This is a genomic window from Bacillus sp. UNCCL81 (assembly GCF_900112535.1).
In the GTDB taxonomy this organism is placed as follows: domain Bacteria; phylum Bacillota; class Bacilli; order Bacillales; family Bacillaceae_G; genus Gottfriedia; species Gottfriedia luciferensis_B.
On record NZ_FOMF01000002.1, the window covers coordinates 531496 to 553544 of the forward strand.

Here is a 22049-nt window from a genome sequence, read left to right on the forward strand (position 1 = left end):
ATTATCCAAGGTTGTTTTTATTTGTCTATTTAAACCAAATGATTAAAATATAGAAAGGTAAGGGGGAATAAAATTTGGTTAGACGGATAAAAGATCTATTTGCCATTAAGGGGTATAGTTTATTTGTCATCTGTTTGTTATTTGTAGGGATCGGACTTTCAATCACAACTCCTTATTTATCACTGTATTCAACAAAATATATAGGGATGAGCTCTGGAGCATTTGGTATCTTCATGGCAGTGATTTCATTAAGTGGTGTTTTAGTTAATACATTTATTGCTGAACGTTCTGATCGAGGGATTGACAGAAAATGGATTATTCTGATTGCGATGATTTCATCTGCAATAGGTTATGCATCCTATTTACTATTTCATAACTACTATTTATTATTAGTTTTTGTTGCTTTATTTAATGGATTAGGTGCAGCGGCTATGCCACAAATTTTTGCATCCGCACAGGAATCGGCAAATGCAAGTTTAACGAAAGACAAGACTTTAGCATTATCAACTTTACGTTCACTTGTTTCTTTAGGTTTTTTAATTGGACCATTAATAGGTACTTTAATTTTAAGGGCAAAAGGTTATCATGGACTTTTTTGGGGAACATCTAGCATTTATGTATTGATTACACTTCTAGTATTCTTCTTTTTAGAAAAGAGAAAGCCAGTTCAGAACAATATAAAAAAGAAAAACAAGACAAAAGTCACAGCCGCTAAACGAAAACAACTTAGATTACCATTTATAGCTTTTATCTTATTATTTGCAGTTAGTTCGATAAATTGGATCAACACACCTCTTTTTATCGTCAATGTGTTACATGGTACTAATACAGATGTTGGATTAGTCGTAAGTTTATGTGCAGGTTTAGAAATTCCAATCATGCTTGTGTTGGGAGTACTTTCTAAAAAAATCTCCAATCATGCATTGATGATCTACGGCTGCTTAATTGGATTACTCTATTACTTAACCTTAAGCATTTCAACTCATACATGGGAGTTAATCGTTGCACAGTTACTACAGGCAACTTACATTGCTATCGTAATGGGTAATGGTATAAGCTATTTTAACGACCTACTACCAAATTCACCGGGATTTTCTGCTTCAATTTATGCGAATTGCTCAACGATCGGAAGTTTAGTAGGAAATTTAGGCGGAGGTCTATTTGCACAATTAGCAGGTTATCGTAATGTTTATTTACTTTGTATATTGTTTGTAATTTGTTCACTCTTTATATTATGGAAATCAAAAAACAATGTGGAAATGGAAATTTCGACAGGTCATAGTCAGTCTGTGTAGTTGATGAATTACACATAAATAACGTATGATTGATCGTTTTTATAAAGCTGGCTGAACATACTCGAACAGGAAAAGGCACAGACCTTGGTTAGCCAATTGCTAAAAGTTAATGGAAAAAACGAATGGTAGTATTACTATAGAGTTTAAAGAAAATAAATTATTTATGAAATGTGTATGGTTTTAGAGGTAGTGTTAATTTTAAGTAAAGTCTAAGATATAAAGTATCAAATAGTTGAGATTAGAGGTTAAGTTCCCTTCGTTATTGGGACTTAACCTTTTTTTATTAAGTGGATTAATATAAGTAATTTGATTTTAGAAGCGGTATCAATGGTGCTACAAATTCAGTGCAAGAGTCGCAGTTATGGGATCAAATACTGGTGGAGACATTGAGATTTGGATTGCCTTACTGCGGGTGGTGACAACCACTGGTACTCCCCCAATTAAGGAGCTAAATACCTTTCCTAGAAAATAGATGTTATTTGAAAAAAGTGATCGCTAAATTTTTATTGCGCGATCACTTTTTTTGTTAAAAATTACATCTCATTATAACTGCCCATATTTCTTCATTTTGTTATAAAGTGTCACCCTGGAAACACCAAGCATTTTTGCAGCAGCTGATTTATTTCCATATGTTACTTTTAGGGCATGTATTATTAGTGACTTTTCATCCCCTTCGTGTAGTTCTGCTTCTCCGAGAATAGGCGATTGAGAATTTGTGTGTCTTTTAAAAAATTCATTTGGCAATTGTTCAGATTTGATTATATTATCATCTGTAAATATCATTACTCGCTCAATTATATTTCTTAGCTGCCTGATATTGCCGTTCCAAGGAAAATGCATGAATGTTACCATCACTTCCGGAGAAATGACTGGAACCGGCTTCCGGTATTTGATGGAAAACTCTTTTAAAAATAATTGGACAAGTTCGGGTAGGTCTTCCTTTCTGTCTCTGAGGGGCGGGATAGGAATCGTAACCACATTTAACCGATAATATAAATCTTCACGAAATAAACCTTCTTCCACCATTTTCTCCAAATCCCGGTTAGTTGCTGAAAGAATTCGTACATCTATTGGAATAGGTTGGTTTCCGCCAACTCGATAGTATTGTTTCTCCTGCAAGACACGCAGCAACTTTACTTGAAGCTCTAATGGCATTTCCCCAATTTCATCGAGAAATAATGTTCCACCCTTTGCTGTCCCTATTTTTCCTAGCTTCCCTTCTTTTATTGCCCCAGTAAATGCACCTTTTTCATAACCAAATAATTCACTTTCAAAAAGCGCCGAGGGAATGGCCCCGCAGTTAAGATCAACAAATGGCCCTTTTGAACGGGGACTTGCTTTGTGAATAGCCTGTGCAAACAACTCTTTACCAACACCGCTCTCACCAGTAATCACGACGGTTGCATCTGTATGGGCGACTTTCTTGGACAAAGAGATGGAAGTTTTTATCGCTTGGCTTCTTCCCTTTATTTTGTGGAAGGGATCGATAATATCCTTGTTCCCAATCTGATTTTCCAAATCTTGAATATACGCAGTAGTAGTTGTAAGTTCATTATTTAGTTTTACAATTTCTGTAATATCACTTTCAACGGAAATCCCACCTACCACCTTATTCCTGATGAATATTGGTAAGGTGTTAATTAATACATGGACATCTTCCTGCGGCTGGTTATAATGCCGAATAACCCCTTTTCCTTCCTTCATTGTGGACATTAAAACTACTGAATCCTCTTTAAAGCGATTTGTAATTTTAGAGCCGATCATTTCTTCAGCAGAAGTTTTGTACAAATCTTCTGCCTTAGGATTCCATGCAACAACTTTTCCATCGTTGTCTACTATTGTAATGGCATTATCTACGGCACGCAGAAGCGTCTGATAAACACCTGAAAGCTTTTGCCACTCTTGAAAAATAGCATTTATTAATGTAGTAAAAGGGACCCTGCGCACTTGCCTTCCAGCTTCATCAACAAGAACAATATCTTGGTCTAGAACTATTTCTTCAACCTCTGAGAGCAAGGTGTCGACAGAGAATTGTTTTATTTTTTCTGTATGAATCTCCTCATCTAAAGGAAGGGAAATGGACAGAAGTGAAACTTTTTCTTTTAACATAACCAATCACCTTATCACTGTTTAATGGTTTACAAAAGTGTTTATATTTTACACTCCATTTACACTTTTGTAAATGTATAGTTTACACAATTTTCGAAAAATCAAGTATAAAGTAGTTTTTTAAGTTGGCACAAAAATTGCATTTAAATAAAGCAACAAAGAATTTGAGGGGGTAAAAACATGCTATCTTATAAACACGAACCTTTTACAGACTTTTCAAAAGAGGAGAATATAAATGCTTTTAATCAAGCATTAGATCTTGTAAACTCACAGCTTGGGAAAGAATATCCCCTAACCATTGGCGGGGAAAAAATTATAACGGATCACAAAATCACATCATTTAACCCTGCTAATAAAAATGAAGTGGTTGGGGTTGTTTCAAAAGCTAGCAAAGATTTGCCGGAAAAAGCAAACTAGATTTAGGTAGCAGGAAAATATGGGAGGAATCAATATGATATTGAAAGATTTTTTTATGGCCTTATCACAAAACCAATTTCTTAACAGTGCCGCTAAAAAGTATGGTTTAAAAATGGGGGCGCAAAGTGTTGTAGCTGGTACAAATATTGAAGAAGTAATTAAAAGCATTAAAGAGCTAAATAAACATGAGATCTCATGTACGGTTGATAACTTAGGGGAATTTGTCTTTAAAAAGGAAGAAGCAATCCAGGCTAGAGAACAAATTCTGAAAGTCATCGAAGCCATTCATAAGAATAAAGTAGATGCACATATCTCGTTAAAACCGACTCAATTGGGCTTGGACATTGAGTATTCTTTTTGTTTGAGTAATTTAAAAGAAATTGTTCACCAGGCTCATCAATATGGGATTTTTGTTAATATTGATATGGAAGATTATGGACACTTAAAGCCTTCGTTTGATCTTTTAGATGAGCTTTCTTTGGAGTATGATAATGTAGGAACCGTTATTCAGGCATACTTCTATCAATCACAAGAAAATCTCGAAAAGTATAAAGATTTTCGCCTTCGTATTGTAAAAGGTGCATATAAAGAGCCTGAGGAATATGCGTACCAAGACAAGAAAGATATTGATAAAAACTTTATTAAGTTGATAGAATGGCACTTGTTAAATGGAAAATTCACTTCTATTGCAACACATGACCACAAAATTATCCAACATGTTAAAGATTTTGTAAAAAGAAATAATATTCCGAACGATAAATTTGAAATCCAAATGCTGTACGGCTTCAGAAAAGACCTTCAATTGAAACTAGCAAGTGAAGGCTGCAATTTCTGCACTTATGTGCCATTTGGACAGGACTGGTACGGTTACTTTATGCGTCGGCTTGCGGAAAGACCACAAAACTTAAACCTTGTAGCAAAACAGGTCTTTAATAAAAAAAACAACACCATGATTGGCTTAGCGGTCGGTGCCTTTACATTAGGAAGATTATCTAAAGTAAACAAGAAAAAACAGAAATAATAAAAAAATAAGGCTTTTATAATTTAAGGCGAAGTTGGCTGAATTCACAACAACAAACTTGCATGGATTTCATTGTGATCATTATGTAGAGTGCTATATTTTAAAAAGTGGTGAATGTGTAGCAAGGGATCGTATACCAGTAACAATCTATTATATAATGAAACTAGTGATCGAGTTCCCCCTGTTTTTACAATTAATTTGTATTCGTTTTTGTTTAATGAGGTGATTTTATTACCATCATTTCTTAATTAATTTACATTAGATTAGGTACTTCTCAGTGTTCAAACATAGCTTTTCTTATCGAGCTAACGCTAGTATTATTTCAATAAGATCGTAAAAGGACTGTCAAAAATTTAGACAGTCCTTTTTCAAATATTAAATTTCAAGATTTTACTTTAACAGAACCTTGATAAAAGAATGGAACGTAGTGTGAAAAATTTATTTCAGCTTATTTCATTTCATCTAAATGCGTTTTCTCGATTTTTCAAATTGTGTCAGATCGTAATGTCTATTTTTACTAAGTTTCTTCTAGCGCTTCCCATAATCGAAGCAGGTGTACATGATAGTTTAATTGTGCAATTCAACCTACTTCATAATAAAGCGTTACTTTTCGATTGCACAGAAATTGCACAGACTTCTTAGAAGACAATAGAATTAAAAGACTTACAAATGAATAAAATTACAGCGACCGCTTGGTTTAATGGACTTAATTGAACTAAAATATTCATAATTACAGTATTAAGACTCGTACCTGTATTTAATAGATTGAGGGTCTTTTTTACTTTCATATTTTATCTGAACAGATGGATTTGAAAATAAACATTTGAATAGTCTTCTTTTACTCAATTTCACCCATCTTTAGGATAAACCTCATGGAAATTACTATCTGATAGCCAAAAGTGCCGTCCTATTTTCATAGTCTGACGATCAAAAAAGGATATTTCTGATATAAAATTGAATACTTAATTGGGACTTTAAGCTTAAAAATTACTTGAATGAAAAGGATGATCTAATTTGACTTTAAATTTGACACTTATGAATCACCAAGATTTTCAGAGGTTTCTAGAAATAGCAACCGTGAATTTTGCGAATGATAAGGTGAAAAATGGAAGTTGGAAAGAAGAAACAGCTTTAGAACAATCTAAGGCAGCTTTTCAATCTTTATTGCCAGAAGGTGAAAATACTGAAACTAACTATTTGAAAAACATCGTTTTAAATGAAGAAAAGATTGGTTATATCTGGTATTCTATTAACATAAAACAAGTGCCAAATTATGCTTATTTATATGAAATTCTAATTTATCCAGAATATAGGGGTCAGGGATTCGGTAAAGAATCGATGAGAATGTGTATAAAAGAAATTAATGAATTAGGAGTAGATGAAGTATGCCTACACGTTTTTGGTCATAATCAAGGTGCATTGAATCTCTATCAACAACTTGGATTTGAGATTACTGATTATAACTTAAAGGTTAGTTCTTCTCGTTTTAATTAAATTTAAAAGAATAAATTGATAGTCTGAAAGGAGCTGATTGTAATTCAGCTCCTTTTTTCAAATACATTTGTTGTATCGCAATTATTTCATCTGTTTGTCGAGATATTGAGCTAGAACATTCAATCCAGAATCTAAATCATCTAGTGAATGGGTAGAAGAAAGTGCAATACGTAAATATTTTTCAGAAGAAGACTGTCCACTTAGAAATCGATCAGAATGAAACACACGTACACCTTGTTTTTTCAAATCGGCTTCGAAGTTTACCCCGTTACTATGACTATGAATAGGAAGCCAACGGTAAAAACTAAGTGGATGGCCAATCTTATTTACGGGGAAATAGGATGAATAAATATCGTTAACAGTTTCAGCCAACTGTTTCTTTTGTTGAACGATTTCATGCGCTTTTCCTGATAAGATCAGTTCAGTAATTACTTCCACATCCAGTGATGATGTTTTTACGTTAAGATTAAAAATTGCCTTCAAAATTTTTTCACGTAGTGCATCTCCAAAAACCATGTAGGCAACTCTCAATCCAGAACAGATGGACTTTGATGTACCACAAATATATACGCTTTGTTCCGGAAGTAGATTATACATTGGCTGTTTATAGTCAGAAATTACTCCTGCAGTTATAAATGCATGTATATCATCTTCAATTAAAATTAAACGATGCTTCCTTATTACAGAAGCTAGTTCAAGTTTACGAAAGTCAGAAATCATGATAGTAGTTGGGTTACTACAAGAAGGCATTAGGAATATGCCATGTATATTTAATTGGCTACATTGCTTTTCAAGTTCATCCGGCAACATTCCATATTGGTCGCAAGGAATAGGGATTAATTGAATGTGCAACGTTTTGGCCAACTCAATAAAATTTGAAAAAGTGTAAAAATCTGTTGCAATTCGATTACCTGGTTCAAATAAACTAGCCAAAGCAAGGACCAAAGCATTTTGAGTACCAGACGCAATTGCGATATTATCTTGTTTTGCTTTAATACCAAAAGCTTCCATCCAGTTTAGTGCTGCTGCTTTTTGATGTGGGATACCGGTGGGATCGTTGTAATTTAATAATTGATCTAAATAGCTTTTACCGACTACTTTTTGAATTGCTTCAGTCACAATACTATTCGTTTGTTCAAAAGAAGCCACAAATCCTAGATCAATACTATTGGCTGTTTTATCTGTTGAAATCGTGATTGAATGAGCTGCATTTGGAGCGACAAAAGTTCCACTTCCTGTAATCGCATAGATTAAACCTTTTATTTCACATATTTTGTAGGCACGAGTGATTGTCGTAAAATTTAAGTCAAGAAAATCGGCTAATTCTCGCTGTGGTGGTAACTTTGTACCAGGTGCTAAGAAACCATTGATAATATCTTGTTCAAGTTGTAGGGCAATGGAATTATAAAAAGGACGCTTTAAAGTCTTTTTGTCTGGTTTCCAAGACATTGGGTAATTTTCAAATGAATTTACTGGCATAGTTTCCACCTCTACTGTTTAATTCCATACAATTATATCATTTTTGTATGGAAATCAAAAAATTAAAAATAGATTCTAAATTGAGTAGAAAGTGATAAATATCCTTTAAATTATACTTGATTTAATTTTTAGAAAATTGTAATCCATACAATTATTTCATTTTTTGTATGGATTCTCTATGTTAAATTATAATAAATTTAACGATACAGGATGTGAAACTATGAAAAAGGGAAACAAACTTTGGATGGCATTTCGCTTTGCTTTTCCGCACACAATACCCATTTTTGCAGGATTTTTATTTTTAGGTATAGCATATGGGATTTTTATGAACTCTTTAGGATTTAGTGCCATTTATCCTATTCTGATGGGGCTAACAATTTTTGCTGGATCGATGGAATTTATTGCAGCAAACTTATTACTTATGGGTTTCAATCCAATTAACGCACTGTTACTAACTTTAATGGTGAACGCGCGACATTTGTTTTATGGAATCTCAATGTTAGATAAATATAAAGGCACTGGAAAGAAAAAAATCTATCTAATTTTCGGACTATGTGATGAGACTTTTTCGATAAATTATACTGCCGATATCCCAGATAGCGTGGATAAGAGATGGTTTATGTTTTTTGTTACATTCCTTAATCATTTGTATTGGGTAATTGGTGCATCAATTGGAGGAATTTTTGGTTCACTTGTAAAATTCAATACTAAAGGGCTTGAATTCGTCATGACTGCCCTTTTTGTTGTTATATTCATTGAACAGTGGAAAAAAGAGACAAAACACATAAGTGCAATAACAGGGGTTGGACTTTCAACTATTTGTTTAATTATTTTTGGTGGGGATCACTTTATTATTCCTGCGATGCTTTCAATTCTTGTTACTCTTAGTGTACTTAGAAGAAAACCATCTAAGAAAGTCGAGGTATCAGTATGACGATGAATATAACACAGCAAATTATCACAGTATCAATGGTTGTTTTAGGTACAATGCTTACAAGATTTCTTCCATTTATCATTTTTCCACCTGGGAAAGCTACACCGAAGTATATTCAGTATCTAGGTAAAGTCCTACCGTCTGCGGTAATTGGACTATTGGTCATCTATTGCTTTAAAAATGTAAATATACTTTCTCATACGCACGGTATTCCAGAGTTCATGTCAGTATTTGTTGTTGCGATTCTCCATTTATGGAAGAGAATGATGCTTCTGTCGATTGCGGGAGGTACGATAGTTTATATGATTCTTGTTCAGTTAGTTTTTTAACAAAATAGGGGTGAAATGATGAAAAATTATAGATGGAGTAATGAACAAATTAGAAACCAAGTAAGTGTTCTTGATGGAGTAATTAATCCGCATATTATTTTAAAAAATGCAACGTATTTAAATTCATATTTGAATCAATGGTTACATGCAAATATTTGGGTTTATCAAGATCGGATTGTTTATGTTGGAGAGGCTCTTCCGGAAAACTTAAATGAAATTGAAGTGGTTGATTGTGAAGGGCAATACTTAGTGCCAGGTTATATTGAACCTCATGCTCATCCTTATCAACTCTATAATCCTCTTACTTTAGCAAAACATGCTGGACAATTCGGTACTACAACATTAATAAACGATAATCTAAAATTCTTCTTAGAATTGCCTAGCCATGCTGCTTTTGAATTATTGAATGATTTTAAAAATATCCCATCAAGCATGTATTGGTGGTGTCGTTTCGACGCACAAACTGAATTTCCGAATAATGATAAGTTATTCAATACAAAAGATGTTATGTCTTGGCTTGAAAATGATTTAGTTTTACAAGGTGGAGAACTAACTGCGTGGCCAAAGCTACTAAATGGTGACAACCAAATGCTTACTTGGATACAGGAGACAAAGAAGCTAAATAAGAAAGTGGAAGGGCATTTTCCTGGAGCTTCAGAACGCACTTTAGCTAAATTAATGTTATTAGGTGCAGATTGTGATCATGAAGCAATGACAGGAAAGGAAGTACTTTCGCGCTTAATGCAGGGCTATATGGTTTCATTAAGACATTCTTCGATACGACCCGATTTAGAAGTGCTTTTAAAGGAAATTAAAGAACTCGGCATTCAAAAATTTGATCGTTTTTTCTTTACGACTGACGGTTCACATCCTTATTTTTATGAAAAAGGAATGACTGATGAATTAATAAAAATAGCAATCCGTCACGAAATACCATTGATTGAAGCATATAATATGGCTAGTTATAATGTAGCTTGCTATTATAATCTGGAACATTTACATGGTTCAATCGCCACGGGAAGAATTGCAAATATTAATTTACTAGAAAGTAAAGAAAACCCAACACCTAAAAGTGTTTTAGCAAAAGGGAAATGGATCAAGAAAGACGGGAACCTTATCAATCAATATTCACCGATCGATTGGGAGAAATATCAATTTTCTAAACTAGATTTAAAGTGGACTTTACATAAAGAGGATCTGAACCTATCAAATTCATATGGTATAAACTTGATAAATAATGTTATTACAAAACCATATGAAAGTATGATTGATCTAGAATGTGAAGAATTATCATACGAGCATGATGAATGTTTTCTTTTAATGGTTGGAAGAGATGGTTCTTGGAGATTAAACTCGTTAGTGAAAGGATTTGCTCAACACATGGGTGGATTTGCAAGTTCTTATTCTGGTACTGGAGACATTTTAATCTTAGGCAAAAGAAAGTCAGATATGTTGAAAGCTTTTGAAAGAATGAAAGAAATAGGTGGTGGCATGGTACTAGTTGAAGAGAACAAAATTGTTCACGAAATATCGTTAACTTTAAAAGGTAGCATGTCAGAATTAGAAATGGACAGTTTAATCCAAATTGAGAAAAAGATGATTGAATTGCTAAAAGAAAAAGGATATAAATACGACGATCCTGCTTTTACATTATTATTCTTTTCTGCAACCCATTTACCATTTATTCGATTAACTCCAAGTGGATTATATGATGTGAAAAATAAAGAAATTTTAGTTTCACCAACAAAAAGGAAAATTGTACATTAAGAGAAATAACATTGAAAAAAATGTAAAATCTTAAAAAAAAAAAGTAAACTATAAAGCTGTATCTAAGGCATGAATCCGAAAATTAATCTGATTCATGCTTTTTGATTTGTTTGAATTTGATTATTTAATTTAAAACTAACCGATCAAAAAATTGAATTATTCGAAATTCAAAAGTATATGCTATCTAGTAATTATTAAACCTAAAATTTAATATAATTTTCATTTTTACGCTTTATTTGGACTAACAATAATGAAAAGAAACAAAAAAGCGCATACTAATCTAGATAATTTTTAGAGTAGAAGATGGTAGGATGATTGATCTATAAAAGTTCTTAGTTTTTGCGAAGGGATGAAAAAGTGAGTGGATGATTTAAATGGAAGAAACGAAAAAAATAAGAAAAATAATGTCCATAATTTCACAATTAATCCCAAAGGAAATATCAATGAAAACTTGGAAATCATCGAATCAATCTTTCCTACTTCTGACCTTGTAAAAAAAATTCTAATGATTGATGGCAAACCTGCACTTTTAATTTATTTATCTGGTCTAGTAAATGAACAAAAAATTGATTCATTTATTGATAATATTATTTCGGAAAAAAAAGATTTCGAGATATTCGTAAATAATAATACAGAAAGTACGATTCGAATTGCTAAAATCGAAAAGTCAGTATTAGATGGTAAGAGTGTTTTATTTTTAGATGGTGTCTCATCTGCTTTTATTTATTCCACAGAGAATCCACCTCAAAGGTCATTCATGCCACCAAATATCGATAATTCGCTGAAAGGTTCAAGAATTTCTTTTGTTGAAACGTATCAAACTAACATTGCCTTACTCCGCAGGTTTATACAAAATAGGGATTTTCGAACAAATCAAACTGAAATTGGAAATGAGAACAAAAGCATCGTTTCAATTGCTTATTTAGATGGTGTAGTTGATGAGAAACTTCTATTATCAGTAGAAAATAGAATTTCAGAAATAAAAGTAGATTCAGTACTAAATGCAAATCAATTGGCGCAATTAATGGAGAGAAATCAATTCTCTCCATTCCCACAAATATTAACGACTGAACGACCAGATGAAGCGGCTTCAGCTATATTAAAAGGAAAAGTCGTTCTCATATTAGATCGTTCATCTGAAGTCATTATTTTACCTACGGAGTTCATATCTTTTTTTACAAGTATTGACGATTATTCTTCTAGAACTTTAGTAGCTTCCTTTAATCGTCTACTAAGAATTGTGGCATTCCTTATAACACTCTATTTACCTGGACTTTATATTGCAATCGTTTCGTTCAACTATGAAGTAATTCCATTAAAATTACTATTTTCAGTTGGTGAATCACGTGCACGAGTTCCTTTTGATCCTCTATTTGAAGCAATTATTATGGAAATTACATTAGAAATGCTTAGAGAAGCTGGTATTAGATTACCTGCACCAATTAGTACAACAGTTGGAGTGGTTGGAGGAATTGTAATTGGTCAAGCTGCGGTTCAAGCTGGTATTGTAAGTAATATTATGGTTATCGTAGTAGCACTGACAGCTATTTCTTCTTTTATCATTCCTAAATACGAAATGGCATCAAGTATACGTATATTAAGATTTCCAATTATGATAATGGCATCATTATTTGGTATTTTTGGACTTGTAGTAAGCACGATGATTTTAATCGTACACGGATTATCATTAAAGAGTTACAACACTTCGTATACTTCACCATTATCACCGTTTATTTTTACACATTTAAAGGATACATATATACGAATGCCGTTAAACTATCTTTGGAAAAATCAAAATAAAAAGGATTAAGTGAATATTGGATGTGACTAGTAAATGAATGGTACCAAATTGAAAATTACATACTATCAATTTGTTCTTACAATATTTGGAGTACAAATAGGAATTGGAATGCTATCTCTACCACGTAATTTAGCTGAAAAATCAGGAACTAGCAGCTGGATTGCAATTTTATTCGGAGGTTTAGTCTCTACATTGCTAAGTATGATCTATATTAAATTAAGCCAAAAAGTTCCACACGAAAATTTTTCGTCTTTAATGACTATTTTATTAGGAAAAATACTTGGAAAAATATGTCTTATAATAATCTCAATCTTTTTCTTATATGCTGGTTATTTAGTTTTAATGTTATCTGTATTATTTGTTCAATCATATCTGCTTCAACATACTGGTGCATATGTAATACTATTCTTATTTTTAATTCCAACATTTCAATTGATAGTAGGCGGTATTCAATTAATTGCGAAATATATAGAAACAATCTTTCCTATCGTTATATTTTTCCTACTTATGCTCTTTTTAACATTAAAAGACCCAAACTTTAAAAATCTAGTTCCTATTATAAAAGAAGATTGGCTTCCTATTTTAAAAACTGTACCTACAACGATAATGTCATTTTTAGGAATTGAAATAATACTCGTAATCTATCCATATTTAGATAAAAAGGAAAAAGCAATGAAAGGTGTAATGATCGCTAATGCGATGAGTACATTTACATATTTATTTGTAACGATCATAAGTTTTGTAGCTGCTAGCCCATATGAAATAGTAAATATTCTTACACCGGTTATTGCTATATTAAGTGCTATAGAATTTCAATTTCTAGAGCGAATGGATGTAATCCTATTATCATTATTATTTATGGTTATTTCTAAAACATGGGTTACTTATTTTTGGGCAGGGTTGGACGGATTTAAAGAGATTTTTAAAATCAAAAAATTCCCACTTTTTATTTTAACTATTTTTAGCATAATCACAATTTATTCGTATCTATTCATTCCAACCTATAAAGTAATTAATATCCAGTTAAAAATTCTTTCTTATATAGGACTTATCGTTATTTTAGGATTACCTTTAATTTTATGGATAGGTGGAATCGTAAATAAAGATAAGTTTAGGGTGACATCAAAATGAAAAAGTTTGCTAAATGTTTTTTTAGTGTTATGTTATTAATTGGATTATCAGGTTGTAATGATAAAATTAATATTGAAGATATTACAATAGCACTTTTATACGGAGTCGATATTGATAAGCACGGTGATGTTATTATTTATATGGCGAGTCCAGTCTTTAGTAAAGATGCTAAAGAAAAAACTGAACAATTTAAAGTTAAAAGTTTATCATTGAGAGAAGCTAGAGATATTATCGATTCAAGAGCAACAGGCATCACAGCAGGTGGAAAGGTTCAAACTGTATTAATCGGTAGAAAAGTAACTGAACAAAAAAACTGGTATTCTTTATTAGATTTATTTTACCGGGATGCAAAGATGCGCCTTAACGCTGATCTGGTATTTGTTAATGGTTCTGTTTCAGATATTATTGAATTTAGACCGAAAAACAAACCAAGATTAACTATATTTATAGCACAGTTAATAAAAACAGCAAATTATAGAAACGTCTCAGTGCGAACTACATTGGCGAAATATTACAAATTATATTATGAAAAAGGTATTACTCCTTATGCACCTGAATTAGCGTTAAAAGATAACGTTTTAGAAGTCAGTGGAACTACATTATTAAACGATCAAAACGAATACCGAAGGACTCTATCATTAAAGGAAACATTGCTATTAAAAATTTTACAAGATAAAAATGATGGACAATTATCTATGTGGTTAAATGCGAAACAACAAAACAAAAATGAAAATACAATATCCAATTGCAAAATTAGTTTTTATATTAATGATATAAAAAGGAATGTAACAAAAAAATATCGAGATGGTAAATACCAATTTAATATTAATCTCAAATTACCGGTAGCAATTACAGAATCTCCAATTAAATTAAATGATAATACGCAAGGAAAGTTAGAAAAAGAAATAGAAAAAGATTTACAAAAGGAACTAGATCTTTTTGTTAAATCCCTCCAAAATGACAAGTTGGATCCAATTGGCCTCGGTCTTTTTGCTAGATCATTTAAATACTCAGAATGGAAAAAAGTAGAAAATAATTGGGTTAGTGCATTTCAACAATCAAATATTAAAGTTAAGGTTAACATTATTTTGGTTTCTAAAGGGATTTCAATGTAAGTAAAATCATGATTTTTGTGTGAAGAAGTTGAAAATAGAATAAATTAAAACAGGATTTTTTGTCTATAAACAAATAAAAAAGTCTAGATTGTAAAATGCGCCCTTTGGAGATGAGATCAAGAAAACGTTAAGTCTCAGAAAGAAGATGATTTCTGTATCAACAGTTTTCATCTTTTTTATATTATTTTATTTTCTTTTTAAAATCTCTTTACTTTTCAATAAACTTCTTGATACAATGTCATTCCGTCTGAAAATTCGGCTATTTATTTACATATAGGGAGGTTAGAAAAATGAAGACACAACAATTCGAAGAAGAACTTCTATATTTAAACACAATTTTATCTGAAATGGAACGGCAGCTTACGAAACTTGAAGGGATTCCCGTTTACACTGGAAGTGATGTAACCGAACAAGTACTTGAAGGAATTCGAGAAACAAATCGAAGGAATCTTCGCTTAGCTAAAAACGAACCTTATTTTGGGAGAATGGATTTTCAAGAGGAGCATAAAGATTCGGTACCAGTTTACATAGGAAAAGTAGGAATATCAGAACAAGCTACAGAAAATCCATTGATAATTGATTGGCGTGCACCAATTGCTAGTATGTTTTATTCGTTTACTGGAGGGGACGATCCTGCTTATTACGAATCGCCTGAAGGTATTATCGAAGGTATTATCTATTTAAAACGAAATATAGTAATCCGCAAAAAAAATCTCCAACGCGTTGTAGATACATATGTAAAAGGCGATCAAGATGTATCAACTACTGATGATTTTCTTCTATATCGATTAAGTGAAAACAAAGATAATCGCTTGAAGGATATTGTCTCTACTATTCAATCTGAACAAAATGATATTATTCGTTCATCCAAAAATACACCTTTAGTCATTCAAGGAGTAGCAGGAAGCGGAAAAACAACTGTTGCTCTTCATCGACTTGCATTTCTGATTTACCAATACCGTGAAACATTAAGGGCAGATAAAATGATTATTTTTGCACCTAATAATATGTTTCTAGATTATATTTCTAACGTTCTTCCAGAGTTAGGAGTAGGTGGCATCCAACAGACAACATTTTCAGATTGGGCATTAAATACTCTCGACCATGATGTAAAATTAAAGGATTCATCAGAAAACTTAAACAAATGGTTCGCAATTGGTGCTAATCGTCTTGAAATCAATCAATATAGTCCAGGTAAATGGAAAGGTTCAACTCATTTTATGTCATATATTGATCGATGTATGGATATGTATGAAGCCTCAGCTGTTCCTGAGAAAGATTTCAAACCTTGGAAAAAAAGAATGATTGATAAAGAAACACTTAAACATTGGTTTAGTATTGAATATAAACATTATCCACTTGCTAAACGGAGAGAACGAATTGTTGCAAGGCTCAAGAAATGGATTGATAATGAGCTAAAGGTTATAGAAGAAACAAATATAAGAAAAGAGAAAAAGAAAAAAGCTATTCAATATTTAAATTCTTATATGAAACAATGGCCAAAGCATACTGCACTTTCTTTCTATAAATCTCTATTCTCAACAACAAAGGGTGCTTCTATTGTAGACGAAATACCAGCAGATATTATTAAATCAACATCTTTAAATTGTAAAAAGAAAGAGATGGATCAGGAGGATTTGGCTCCGCTAGTCTATATTCACAATCGTCTTTTTGGAATTGAGTCACAGCAAAAGTTCCATCATGTAATCGTTGACGAAGCGCAAGATTTTTCACCTTTCCAAATTGCACTATTAAAGCAGATGACGCTTGGAAATTCGTTCACGATTCTCGGAGATTTATCCCAAGCCATTCACGAGTATCAAGGTATTAATAATTGGGATGAGTTTTTAGAGGTATTCAATGCAAAAGAAGTAACCTATTACGAGTTAAATAGAAGCTATCGTTCCACAATGGAAATCATTCAGTTTGCGAATGAGATTATAAAAAAGGCAAATATACCTGTTAGCTTAGCAAATCCAGTATTTCGAAGTGGGGAAAAAGTTAAAATACAAGAAGTAGATCACTCAAATCAGATTGAAATAATCATTAATTCCATCCGTCAATTAAAAAAGGATAAAATGGATACAATTGCAATTATTGGTCGGACTGAGGATGAGTGTGCAATTTTACACAGTGAATTATCTGCAGCTGGTGAAGAAGTATCCTTTATTCATTCAAAACAGAGAAAATATGAAGGGGGCATTTCGGTAGTACCGGTGTATCTTTCTAAAGGACTTGAATTTGATGCAGTACTACTTGTCGATGTAGATGATGAACACTACGAAGAAACGAAACAAGACGCTAAATTACTTTATGTTGGATGTACTCGAGCACTACACAATTTGATCGTACTTTACTCTGGAAACAAGTCTCCACTGATTGGAAAATCACCACTTCAGATCGTTTAAATACAATGCTAATTATTTTAACTGAATGATTTAATACAAATTTACAAAAGAGCATCGATTTTATAGATCGATGCTTTTTATATTGACTTGAATTAACTTTTCTAAAACTCCATTTTTAAATTAAAACAGACAAAAAATTCTTCTGTTATTGTAAAAAAATCCCTAAAATATGGTAATTCTTGCTCTTACAACAAGATTAATAGTCTATTAAAATTGAATTATTAAATAAAAAGTAGGTGATCATCATCGAGACAAAACACGAAGTCGTATTGTGCTTGAAGGATTTAAAAAAGGATTATGGTGCAAAATCGGTTTTAAAAGGGATTGATTTAACAGTTCATCGTGGACAAATTATTGGTTATATTGGTCCAAATGGAGCAGGTAAAAGCACGACTATCAAAATTTTATTAGGACTAGAAGGGAATTACTCTGGGAAGGTTGAGATTTTTGGAGAGGAAATTTCAGATCAGAATGTTGAATATAAGAAGAATATTGGGTATGTTCCTGAAATTGCCGAACTATACGATAATCTAACAGCCAGAGAGTATTTAACATTCGTTGGCGAGTTATACGGAATGGATTTTGATGAAGCTGATGAGAAGGCTATGAAGTTAATGAAGGTATTTGGTTTGGAGGAAGTTTATTTATCGCGAATTGCTTCTTTTTCAAAAGGGATGAGGCAAAAAGTCCTAATCATTTCAAGTTTAATACATAATCCTGACCTATTATTTTTGGATGAGCCACTTAGTGGACTTGATGCAAATAGTGTAATGGTATTTAAAGAAATACTAGACATTCTCGCAGCTAATGGAAAAACGATCTTTTATTCATCACATATTATGGACGTAGTAGAGAAAATAAGTAATCGAATTATTTTGATTAATGATGGCAAAATCGTTGCAGATGGTAGTTTTAAAGAATTAAAGGAGCAAAATGAAGAAGGATCATTGGAACAAATTTTCAATCAGCTTACAGGGTTTAATGAACATCAAGCTTTAGCTGAGGAATTCGTATCCATTGTAAAAGGGGGATAACTGTGAAGGATTTCCCTACGTTAAAAATCTTAGACTTTTTTCGACCGCTTTTTGAACTATTTGGTGTTGATTATCCAATCATGCGTAAAATTTTAGCAGTTAAATTAACAATGGATAGTCGTAGGACACCGACCATTTTTAATCAAAATAACAAGAAAACAAAAAAAGACGAAGAAAATGGAGTTACAAAATCTTTAGGAATGTATGCTTTACTTAGTCTAATGCTCATACCTTTAGTGCTTTTTGGAAAAAGTTATGTATATGAAATGAGCGCTTTTTTTGGCATTATTATGTTCCTCATCATGACATCAATGATCTCAGATTTTTCAAATGTCTTACTTGATGTGAAAGACAAGGGGATTCTTCATACGAAACCGATCGGAAAAAAGACGATTACTGCTGCTAAAATGGTACATATATCGATCTATCTTTTATTAATAACTACATCTATTACAGCATTGCCAGTAATAGTTGGGACATTTAGACACGGTTTTTTATTTTTAATTTTAGCGATTGTAGAGCTTCTTTTCGTCAATTTATTTATAGTTGTTTTAACTTCAATTATTTATTATATTATTTTAAGATTTTTTGATGGTGAAAAGTTAAAAGATATTATCAATTACGTTCAAATCGGGCTATCAATTTCAATTGCTGTTGGTTATCAACTTGTTGGTAGAGCATTTAGCTTTGTAAATCTAGATATGTCATTTTCGCCAAATTGGTACCATTTTCTGATTCCACCTATTTGGTTTGGGGCACCATTTGAGCTGATTTTAAATCGTAATACAAGTACTTATCTTATTGGATTTTCTATTTTAGCAGTAATAATCCCTATTATTGCAATCATGTTTTACAGTTTATTGATCCCATCCTTTGAGAAAAATCTTCAAAAATTATCAAATAATAGCGGCTTAAATAGAAAAAAAGACAGTAAGTGGAAAAATTGGCTAGCTAACGTAATTTGTAATAATAATGAAGAAAAAGTATTTTATAGATTTGCAGATAATATGATGCGAAATGAGAGGGAATTCCGACTAAAGGTTTATCCGTCATTAGGATTATCCATCGTTCTTCCATTCGTTTTCTTATTCAATCAATTACAAATTTCTTCCTACCAACATATCGTATCAAGTAAGAGTTTTCTAACGATTTATACGTCTTGTTTAATTATCCCTAATGCGATTGCAATGTTAAAATATTCCGGGAAATATAAAGGAGCTTGGATCTACAAAACGGCTCCTGTATCAAACCTAGCACCATTATATAGCGCAACATTAAAAGTATTTATCGCAAATCTATATTTTCCGGTCTATTTTATTTTAAGTATAATTTTTATCGGAATCTTTGGTATAAAAATAATTCCTGATCTATTAGTAGTTTTTGTAAGCTCAATTTTATATACAGTTATTTGCTCAAATTATCTTAAAGGATCGCTCCCATTTTCAGAGTCATTTGAGGATGCCACGCAAAATTCCGGTCTCAAAATAATGGTTGCTTTAATATTAGGGGGCATATTGGCATTAATTCATTGGGGGGTAACATTTATTCCATTTGGTGTAATGATTTATTTAGTCTTGCTAATTATTGTGACTTTCTTTTCATGGAAGCAAGCTTATAAAACGATTTGGAATTTTTGAAATGATTGAATACTAAAAAAGTAGAAGGCATATTGCTTTCTACTTTTTATATTTTATTTCTTGGGTAAGATAAATGAGTGAACTGAGCAATTAAATAGAATTTTTAAAATGATTGGGATAATATGGGATTGTAGCTTAAATAAAAAGTTTGTGAGAGGACGTTGACTATGTCTAATTTATTCAAACCATTCAAATACAAAGGATTAGAATTAAAAAATCGTGTTGTAATGCCCCCTATGTGTCAGTATTCGGTCCACTTAAAAGATGGGATTCCAACAGATTGGCATTTCGTTCATTATACTAGCCGTGCAATCGGAGGTACGGGTTTAATCATTATTGAAATGACAAATGTTGAAGATCGAGGCCGCATTTCAGATTATTGCCTAGGAATTTGGAGTGATGACCATATACCGGCATTTAAGCGAATTATCGATGAATGCCATAAATATGGTGCAAAAGTTGCGATTCAAATTGCTCATGCAGGACGTAAAGCTGAAGATGCTCCATTTCCAGTGTCCTCTTCACCGAACGCTTTTAACGAGAATTCAAAAACTCCACATGAGTTAACAACTATAGAAGTAAAAGAAATGGTTGAAAAGTTCAAAAAAGGTGTAGAGCGTGCAGTTCTTGCTGGTGTAGATACGATTGAGCTTCATGGTGCACATGGCTATCTTATTCACCAATTCGCATCTGCTTATACGAATCAAAGAACAGATGAATATGGACAGGATAAATTTTTATTTGGAAAAGAAGTTATTAAAGCAGCTAAAAGCGTAATGCCAGCTGACATGCCACTTATAATGCGAATTTCTGCGTTAGAATACGTGGATGGAGGCTATGGACTAGATTATTCTGTCGAAATGGCTAAAGCATTCCGTGATGCTGGTGTGGATATCTTCCACATTTCATCCGGTGGTGAAGGTCCAATAGGTTCAGGAGGTAGACCTGGATCTCATCCTGGATATCAAGTCAAATTAGCCGAACAAATTAGGAAAGAAGTAGAAATCCCTGTCATTGCAGTTGGGAAATTAGATGATGCAAATCTTGCAGAATCTGTACTTGGCAATCAAGAAGCGGATTTAATCGCTGTTGGTCGTGGAATGCTAAGCAATCCTTATTGGGCGAATGAAGCTTCAATCCTTCTTGATGGAAAACCTTTGACTCCAAAACCTTATGAGAGAGCATATTAAGAATAAAATAATAGAAAAGTACGCTGAGTAATCAGCGTACTTTTTTAATTAGGCTATAAAAAACTTGGATAGTTTCTAACAAAGTCTTATTTAGAATTTAGTTCTTCATCAAAAAATGGTTTGTTTGCAAAATAGTACATAACTGCCATCATAAATTCTCCACCAATAAGATTTCCAATTGTTACGGGAATTAGATTTCGAATAATTCCTGATACAGAAATAGTGGTAGGATGATCAATTACAAGTGCTATTGCAAAGGAGCACATATTGGCAATACTATGCTCGTAACCGGACATAAAGAAACAAAATACAAATAACATCATCGCAGTAATTTTTGTTAGATTTTCAGTTTCACCAAAAGACATTGGTATGAAAAAGGCAAGACACACGAGCCAATTACACAAGATCCCCCTTGCGAATAAATGAAAAATAGAATTATCTATTTTATGTTCGACAACTGATAATAGAAATGCACTTGAGTCAGGAGCATCAAAAAGTCCAGTAGTATAAATGATAAAAGCAAAAAGACATGCGCCTAATACATTTCCTACATAACTATATACCAGGAGCTCAAAGACTTTAGGCCATTTCATTTTATCTCTCAATGCAGCATAAGTGTAATAAAATGTATTCCCAGTAAAGAGATCTCCACCTCCATACCAAATCAACACAATAGCTGCTCCAAATGTTAATGCGGCAATTGGGTAAGCAACAGGAGAATTCACTAAGAAAAAGCCGTTCCCTGTTTTAAAAGCTACCATTACCCCAAAACCAATAAACATACTTGCAAGCATACTTCTTAATACGTAGCGGAGATGGCTTTGGTCAAATATTTTTTGTTTCTTTAAGGCTAACTTTTCAACTTCTAACAGCGGTTTTACTTCCATC

17 protein-coding genes and 1 pseudogene are annotated in these 22049 nt (G+C 32.5%); 15 read left to right on the plus strand and 3 right to left on the minus strand.

Features of this window, described 5'->3' with window-relative positions; translation table 11 throughout:
• The first annotated feature begins 74 nt into the window (after window positions 1-74).
• Window positions 75-1295: a sugar efflux transporter gene (locus BM319_RS02750; protein ID WP_069032210.1), complete on the plus strand. Its 1221-nt coding sequence runs from the start codon at window positions 75-77 to the stop codon at window positions 1293-1295.
• A gap of 543 nt (window positions 1296-1838) precedes the next feature.
• On the opposite strand, the gene BM319_RS02755 is transcribed toward BM319_RS02750, so the two are convergent.
• Complete coding sequence (locus BM319_RS02755; protein WP_069032211.1) at window positions 1839-3404, minus strand: sigma-54 interaction domain-containing protein; 1566 nt, start codon at window positions 3402-3404, stop codon at window positions 1839-1841.
• 180 nt (window positions 3405-3584) lie between these two features.
• On the opposite strand from BM319_RS02755, the pseudogene BM319_RS02760 reads away from it, so the two are divergent.
• The 4 genes and pseudogenes from BM319_RS02760 to BM319_RS02770 form a co-directional block, all read left to right on the plus strand.
• A pseudogene (locus tag BM319_RS02760) lies at window positions 3585-3815 on the plus strand (L-glutamate gamma-semialdehyde dehydrogenase); the annotation flags it as partial.
• Between the two features lie 40 nt (window positions 3816-3855).
• Window positions 3856-4842, plus strand: a complete 987-nt coding sequence (locus tag BM319_RS02765; protein WP_069032213.1) for a proline dehydrogenase family protein — start codon at window positions 3856-3858, stop codon at window positions 4840-4842.
• 58 nt (window positions 4843-4900) lie between these two features.
• A complete protein-coding gene (locus tag BM319_RS25210) occupies window positions 4901-5068 on the plus strand; it encodes a nucleotide-binding domain-containing protein (RefSeq protein WP_353615538.1) in 168 nt (55 codons plus the stop codon).
• 788 nt (window positions 5069-5856) lie between these two features.
• Window positions 5857-6336: a GNAT family N-acetyltransferase gene (locus tag BM319_RS02770; RefSeq protein ID WP_091021245.1), complete on the plus strand. Its 480-nt coding sequence runs from the start codon at window positions 5857-5859 to the stop codon at window positions 6334-6336.
• Window positions 6337-6417: 81 nt separating this feature from the next.
• Here the strand turns inward: BM319_RS02770 and BM319_RS02775 are convergent, their stop codons facing one another.
• Entirely contained in the window at window positions 6418-7815 is a 1398-nt protein-coding gene (locus BM319_RS02775) for an aminotransferase-like domain-containing protein (RefSeq protein ID WP_091021246.1), read from the minus strand.
• A gap of 220 nt (window positions 7816-8035) precedes the next feature.
• Between BM319_RS02775 and azlC the strand changes: the two genes are divergently transcribed.
• The 10 genes from azlC to BM319_RS02825 all read left to right on the plus strand — a co-directional run bounded on the left by azlC (window position 8036) and on the right by BM319_RS02825 (window position 21161).
• Window positions 8036-8749: an azaleucine resistance protein AzlC gene (gene azlC, locus BM319_RS02780; protein ID WP_069032215.1), complete on the plus strand. Its 714-nt coding sequence runs from the start codon at window positions 8036-8038 to the stop codon at window positions 8747-8749.
• Window positions 8746-9078: a branched-chain amino acid transporter permease gene (locus tag BM319_RS02785; protein ID WP_069032216.1), complete on the plus strand. Its 333-nt coding sequence runs from the start codon at window positions 8746-8748 to the stop codon at window positions 9076-9078. Before azlC ends, BM319_RS02785 begins: the two co-directional genes overlap by 4 nt.
• An 18-nt stretch (window positions 9079-9096) precedes the next feature.
• Window positions 9097-10845, plus strand: a complete 1749-nt coding sequence (locus tag BM319_RS02790; protein ID WP_502686124.1) for an adenine deaminase C-terminal domain-containing protein — start codon at window positions 9097-9099, stop codon at window positions 10843-10845.
• A gap of 361 nt (window positions 10846-11206) precedes the next feature.
• Complete coding sequence (locus tag BM319_RS02795; protein ID WP_091021248.1) at window positions 11207-12655, plus strand: spore germination protein; 1449 nt, start codon at window positions 11207-11209, stop codon at window positions 12653-12655.
• A 24-nt stretch (window positions 12656-12679) separates the two neighbouring features.
• Complete coding sequence (locus BM319_RS02800) at window positions 12680-13777, plus strand: GerAB/ArcD/ProY family transporter (RefSeq protein WP_091021249.1); 1098 nt, start codon at window positions 12680-12682, stop codon at window positions 13775-13777.
• The gene (locus tag BM319_RS02805; RefSeq protein ID WP_091021250.1) at window positions 13774-14892 is read left to right on the plus strand and encodes a Ger(x)C family spore germination protein; all 1119 of its coding nucleotides are present in this window, start codon (window positions 13774-13776) and stop codon (window positions 14890-14892) included. The genes BM319_RS02800 and BM319_RS02805 overlap by 4 nt, the downstream gene beginning before the upstream one ends.
• Before the next feature lie 290 nt (window positions 14893-15182).
• Window positions 15183-17300, plus strand: a complete 2118-nt coding sequence (locus BM319_RS02810; protein ID WP_091021251.1) for a HelD family protein — start codon at window positions 15183-15185, stop codon at window positions 17298-17300.
• A 275-nt stretch (window positions 17301-17575) separates the two neighbouring features.
• Window positions 17576-18334, plus strand: coding sequence for an ABC transporter ATP-binding protein (locus BM319_RS02815; protein ID WP_254664525.1), 759 nt, complete (start codon window positions 17576-17578; stop codon window positions 18332-18334).
• A gap of 2 nt (window positions 18335-18336) precedes the next feature.
• Window positions 18337-19971, plus strand: a complete 1635-nt coding sequence (locus BM319_RS02820; RefSeq protein ID WP_091021252.1) for a hypothetical protein — start codon at window positions 18337-18339, stop codon at window positions 19969-19971.
• Window positions 19972-20138: 167 nt separating this feature from the next.
• A complete protein-coding gene (locus BM319_RS02825) occupies window positions 20139-21161 on the plus strand; it encodes an NADH:flavin oxidoreductase/NADH oxidase (protein WP_091021253.1) in 1023 nt (340 codons plus the stop codon).
• A gap of 86 nt (window positions 21162-21247) precedes the next feature.
• Here the strand turns inward: BM319_RS02825 and BM319_RS02830 are convergent, their stop codons facing one another.
• Window positions 21248-22048, minus strand: a complete 801-nt coding sequence (locus BM319_RS02830) for a formate/nitrite transporter family protein (protein ID WP_091021254.1) — start codon at window positions 22046-22048, stop codon at window positions 21248-21250.
• Window position 22049: the final 1 nt, after the last annotated feature.

Bases quoted from the DNA above. Each gene is read 5' to 3' on its own strand.
- BM319_RS02800 (WP_091021249.1), top strand. From the start codon at position 12,680: ATGAATGGTACCAAATTGAAAATTACATACTATCAATTTGTTCTTACA.
- BM319_RS02825 (WP_091021253.1), top strand. From the start codon at position 20,139: ATGTCTAATTTATTCAAACCATTCAAATACAAAGGATTAGAATTAAAA.
- BM319_RS02775 (WP_091021246.1), bottom strand. From the start codon at position 7,815: ATGCCAGTAAATTCATTTGAAAATTACCCAATGTCTTGGAAACCAGAC.
- BM319_RS02785 (WP_069032216.1), top strand. From the start codon at position 8,746: ATGACGATGAATATAACACAGCAAATTATCACAGTATCAATGGTTGTT.
- BM319_RS02755 (WP_069032211.1), bottom strand. From the start codon at position 3,404: ATGTTAAAAGAAAAAGTTTCACTTCTGTCCATTTCCCTTCCTTTAGAT.
- BM319_RS02790 (WP_502686124.1), top strand. From the start codon at position 9,097: ATGAAAAATTATAGATGGAGTAATGAACAAATTAGAAACCAAGTAAGT.
- azlC (WP_069032215.1), top strand. From the start codon at position 8,036: ATGAAAAAGGGAAACAAACTTTGGATGGCATTTCGCTTTGCTTTTCCG.
- BM319_RS02830 (WP_091021254.1), bottom strand. From the start codon at position 22,048: ATGGAAGTAAAACCGCTGTTAGAAGTTGAAAAGTTAGCCTTAAAGAAA.
- BM319_RS02810 (WP_091021251.1), top strand. From the start codon at position 15,183: ATGAAGACACAACAATTCGAAGAAGAACTTCTATATTTAAACACAATT.
- BM319_RS02805 (WP_091021250.1), top strand. From the start codon at position 13,774: ATGAAAAAGTTTGCTAAATGTTTTTTTAGTGTTATGTTATTAATTGGA.
- BM319_RS02765 (WP_069032213.1), top strand. From the start codon at position 3,856: ATGATATTGAAAGATTTTTTTATGGCCTTATCACAAAACCAATTTCTT.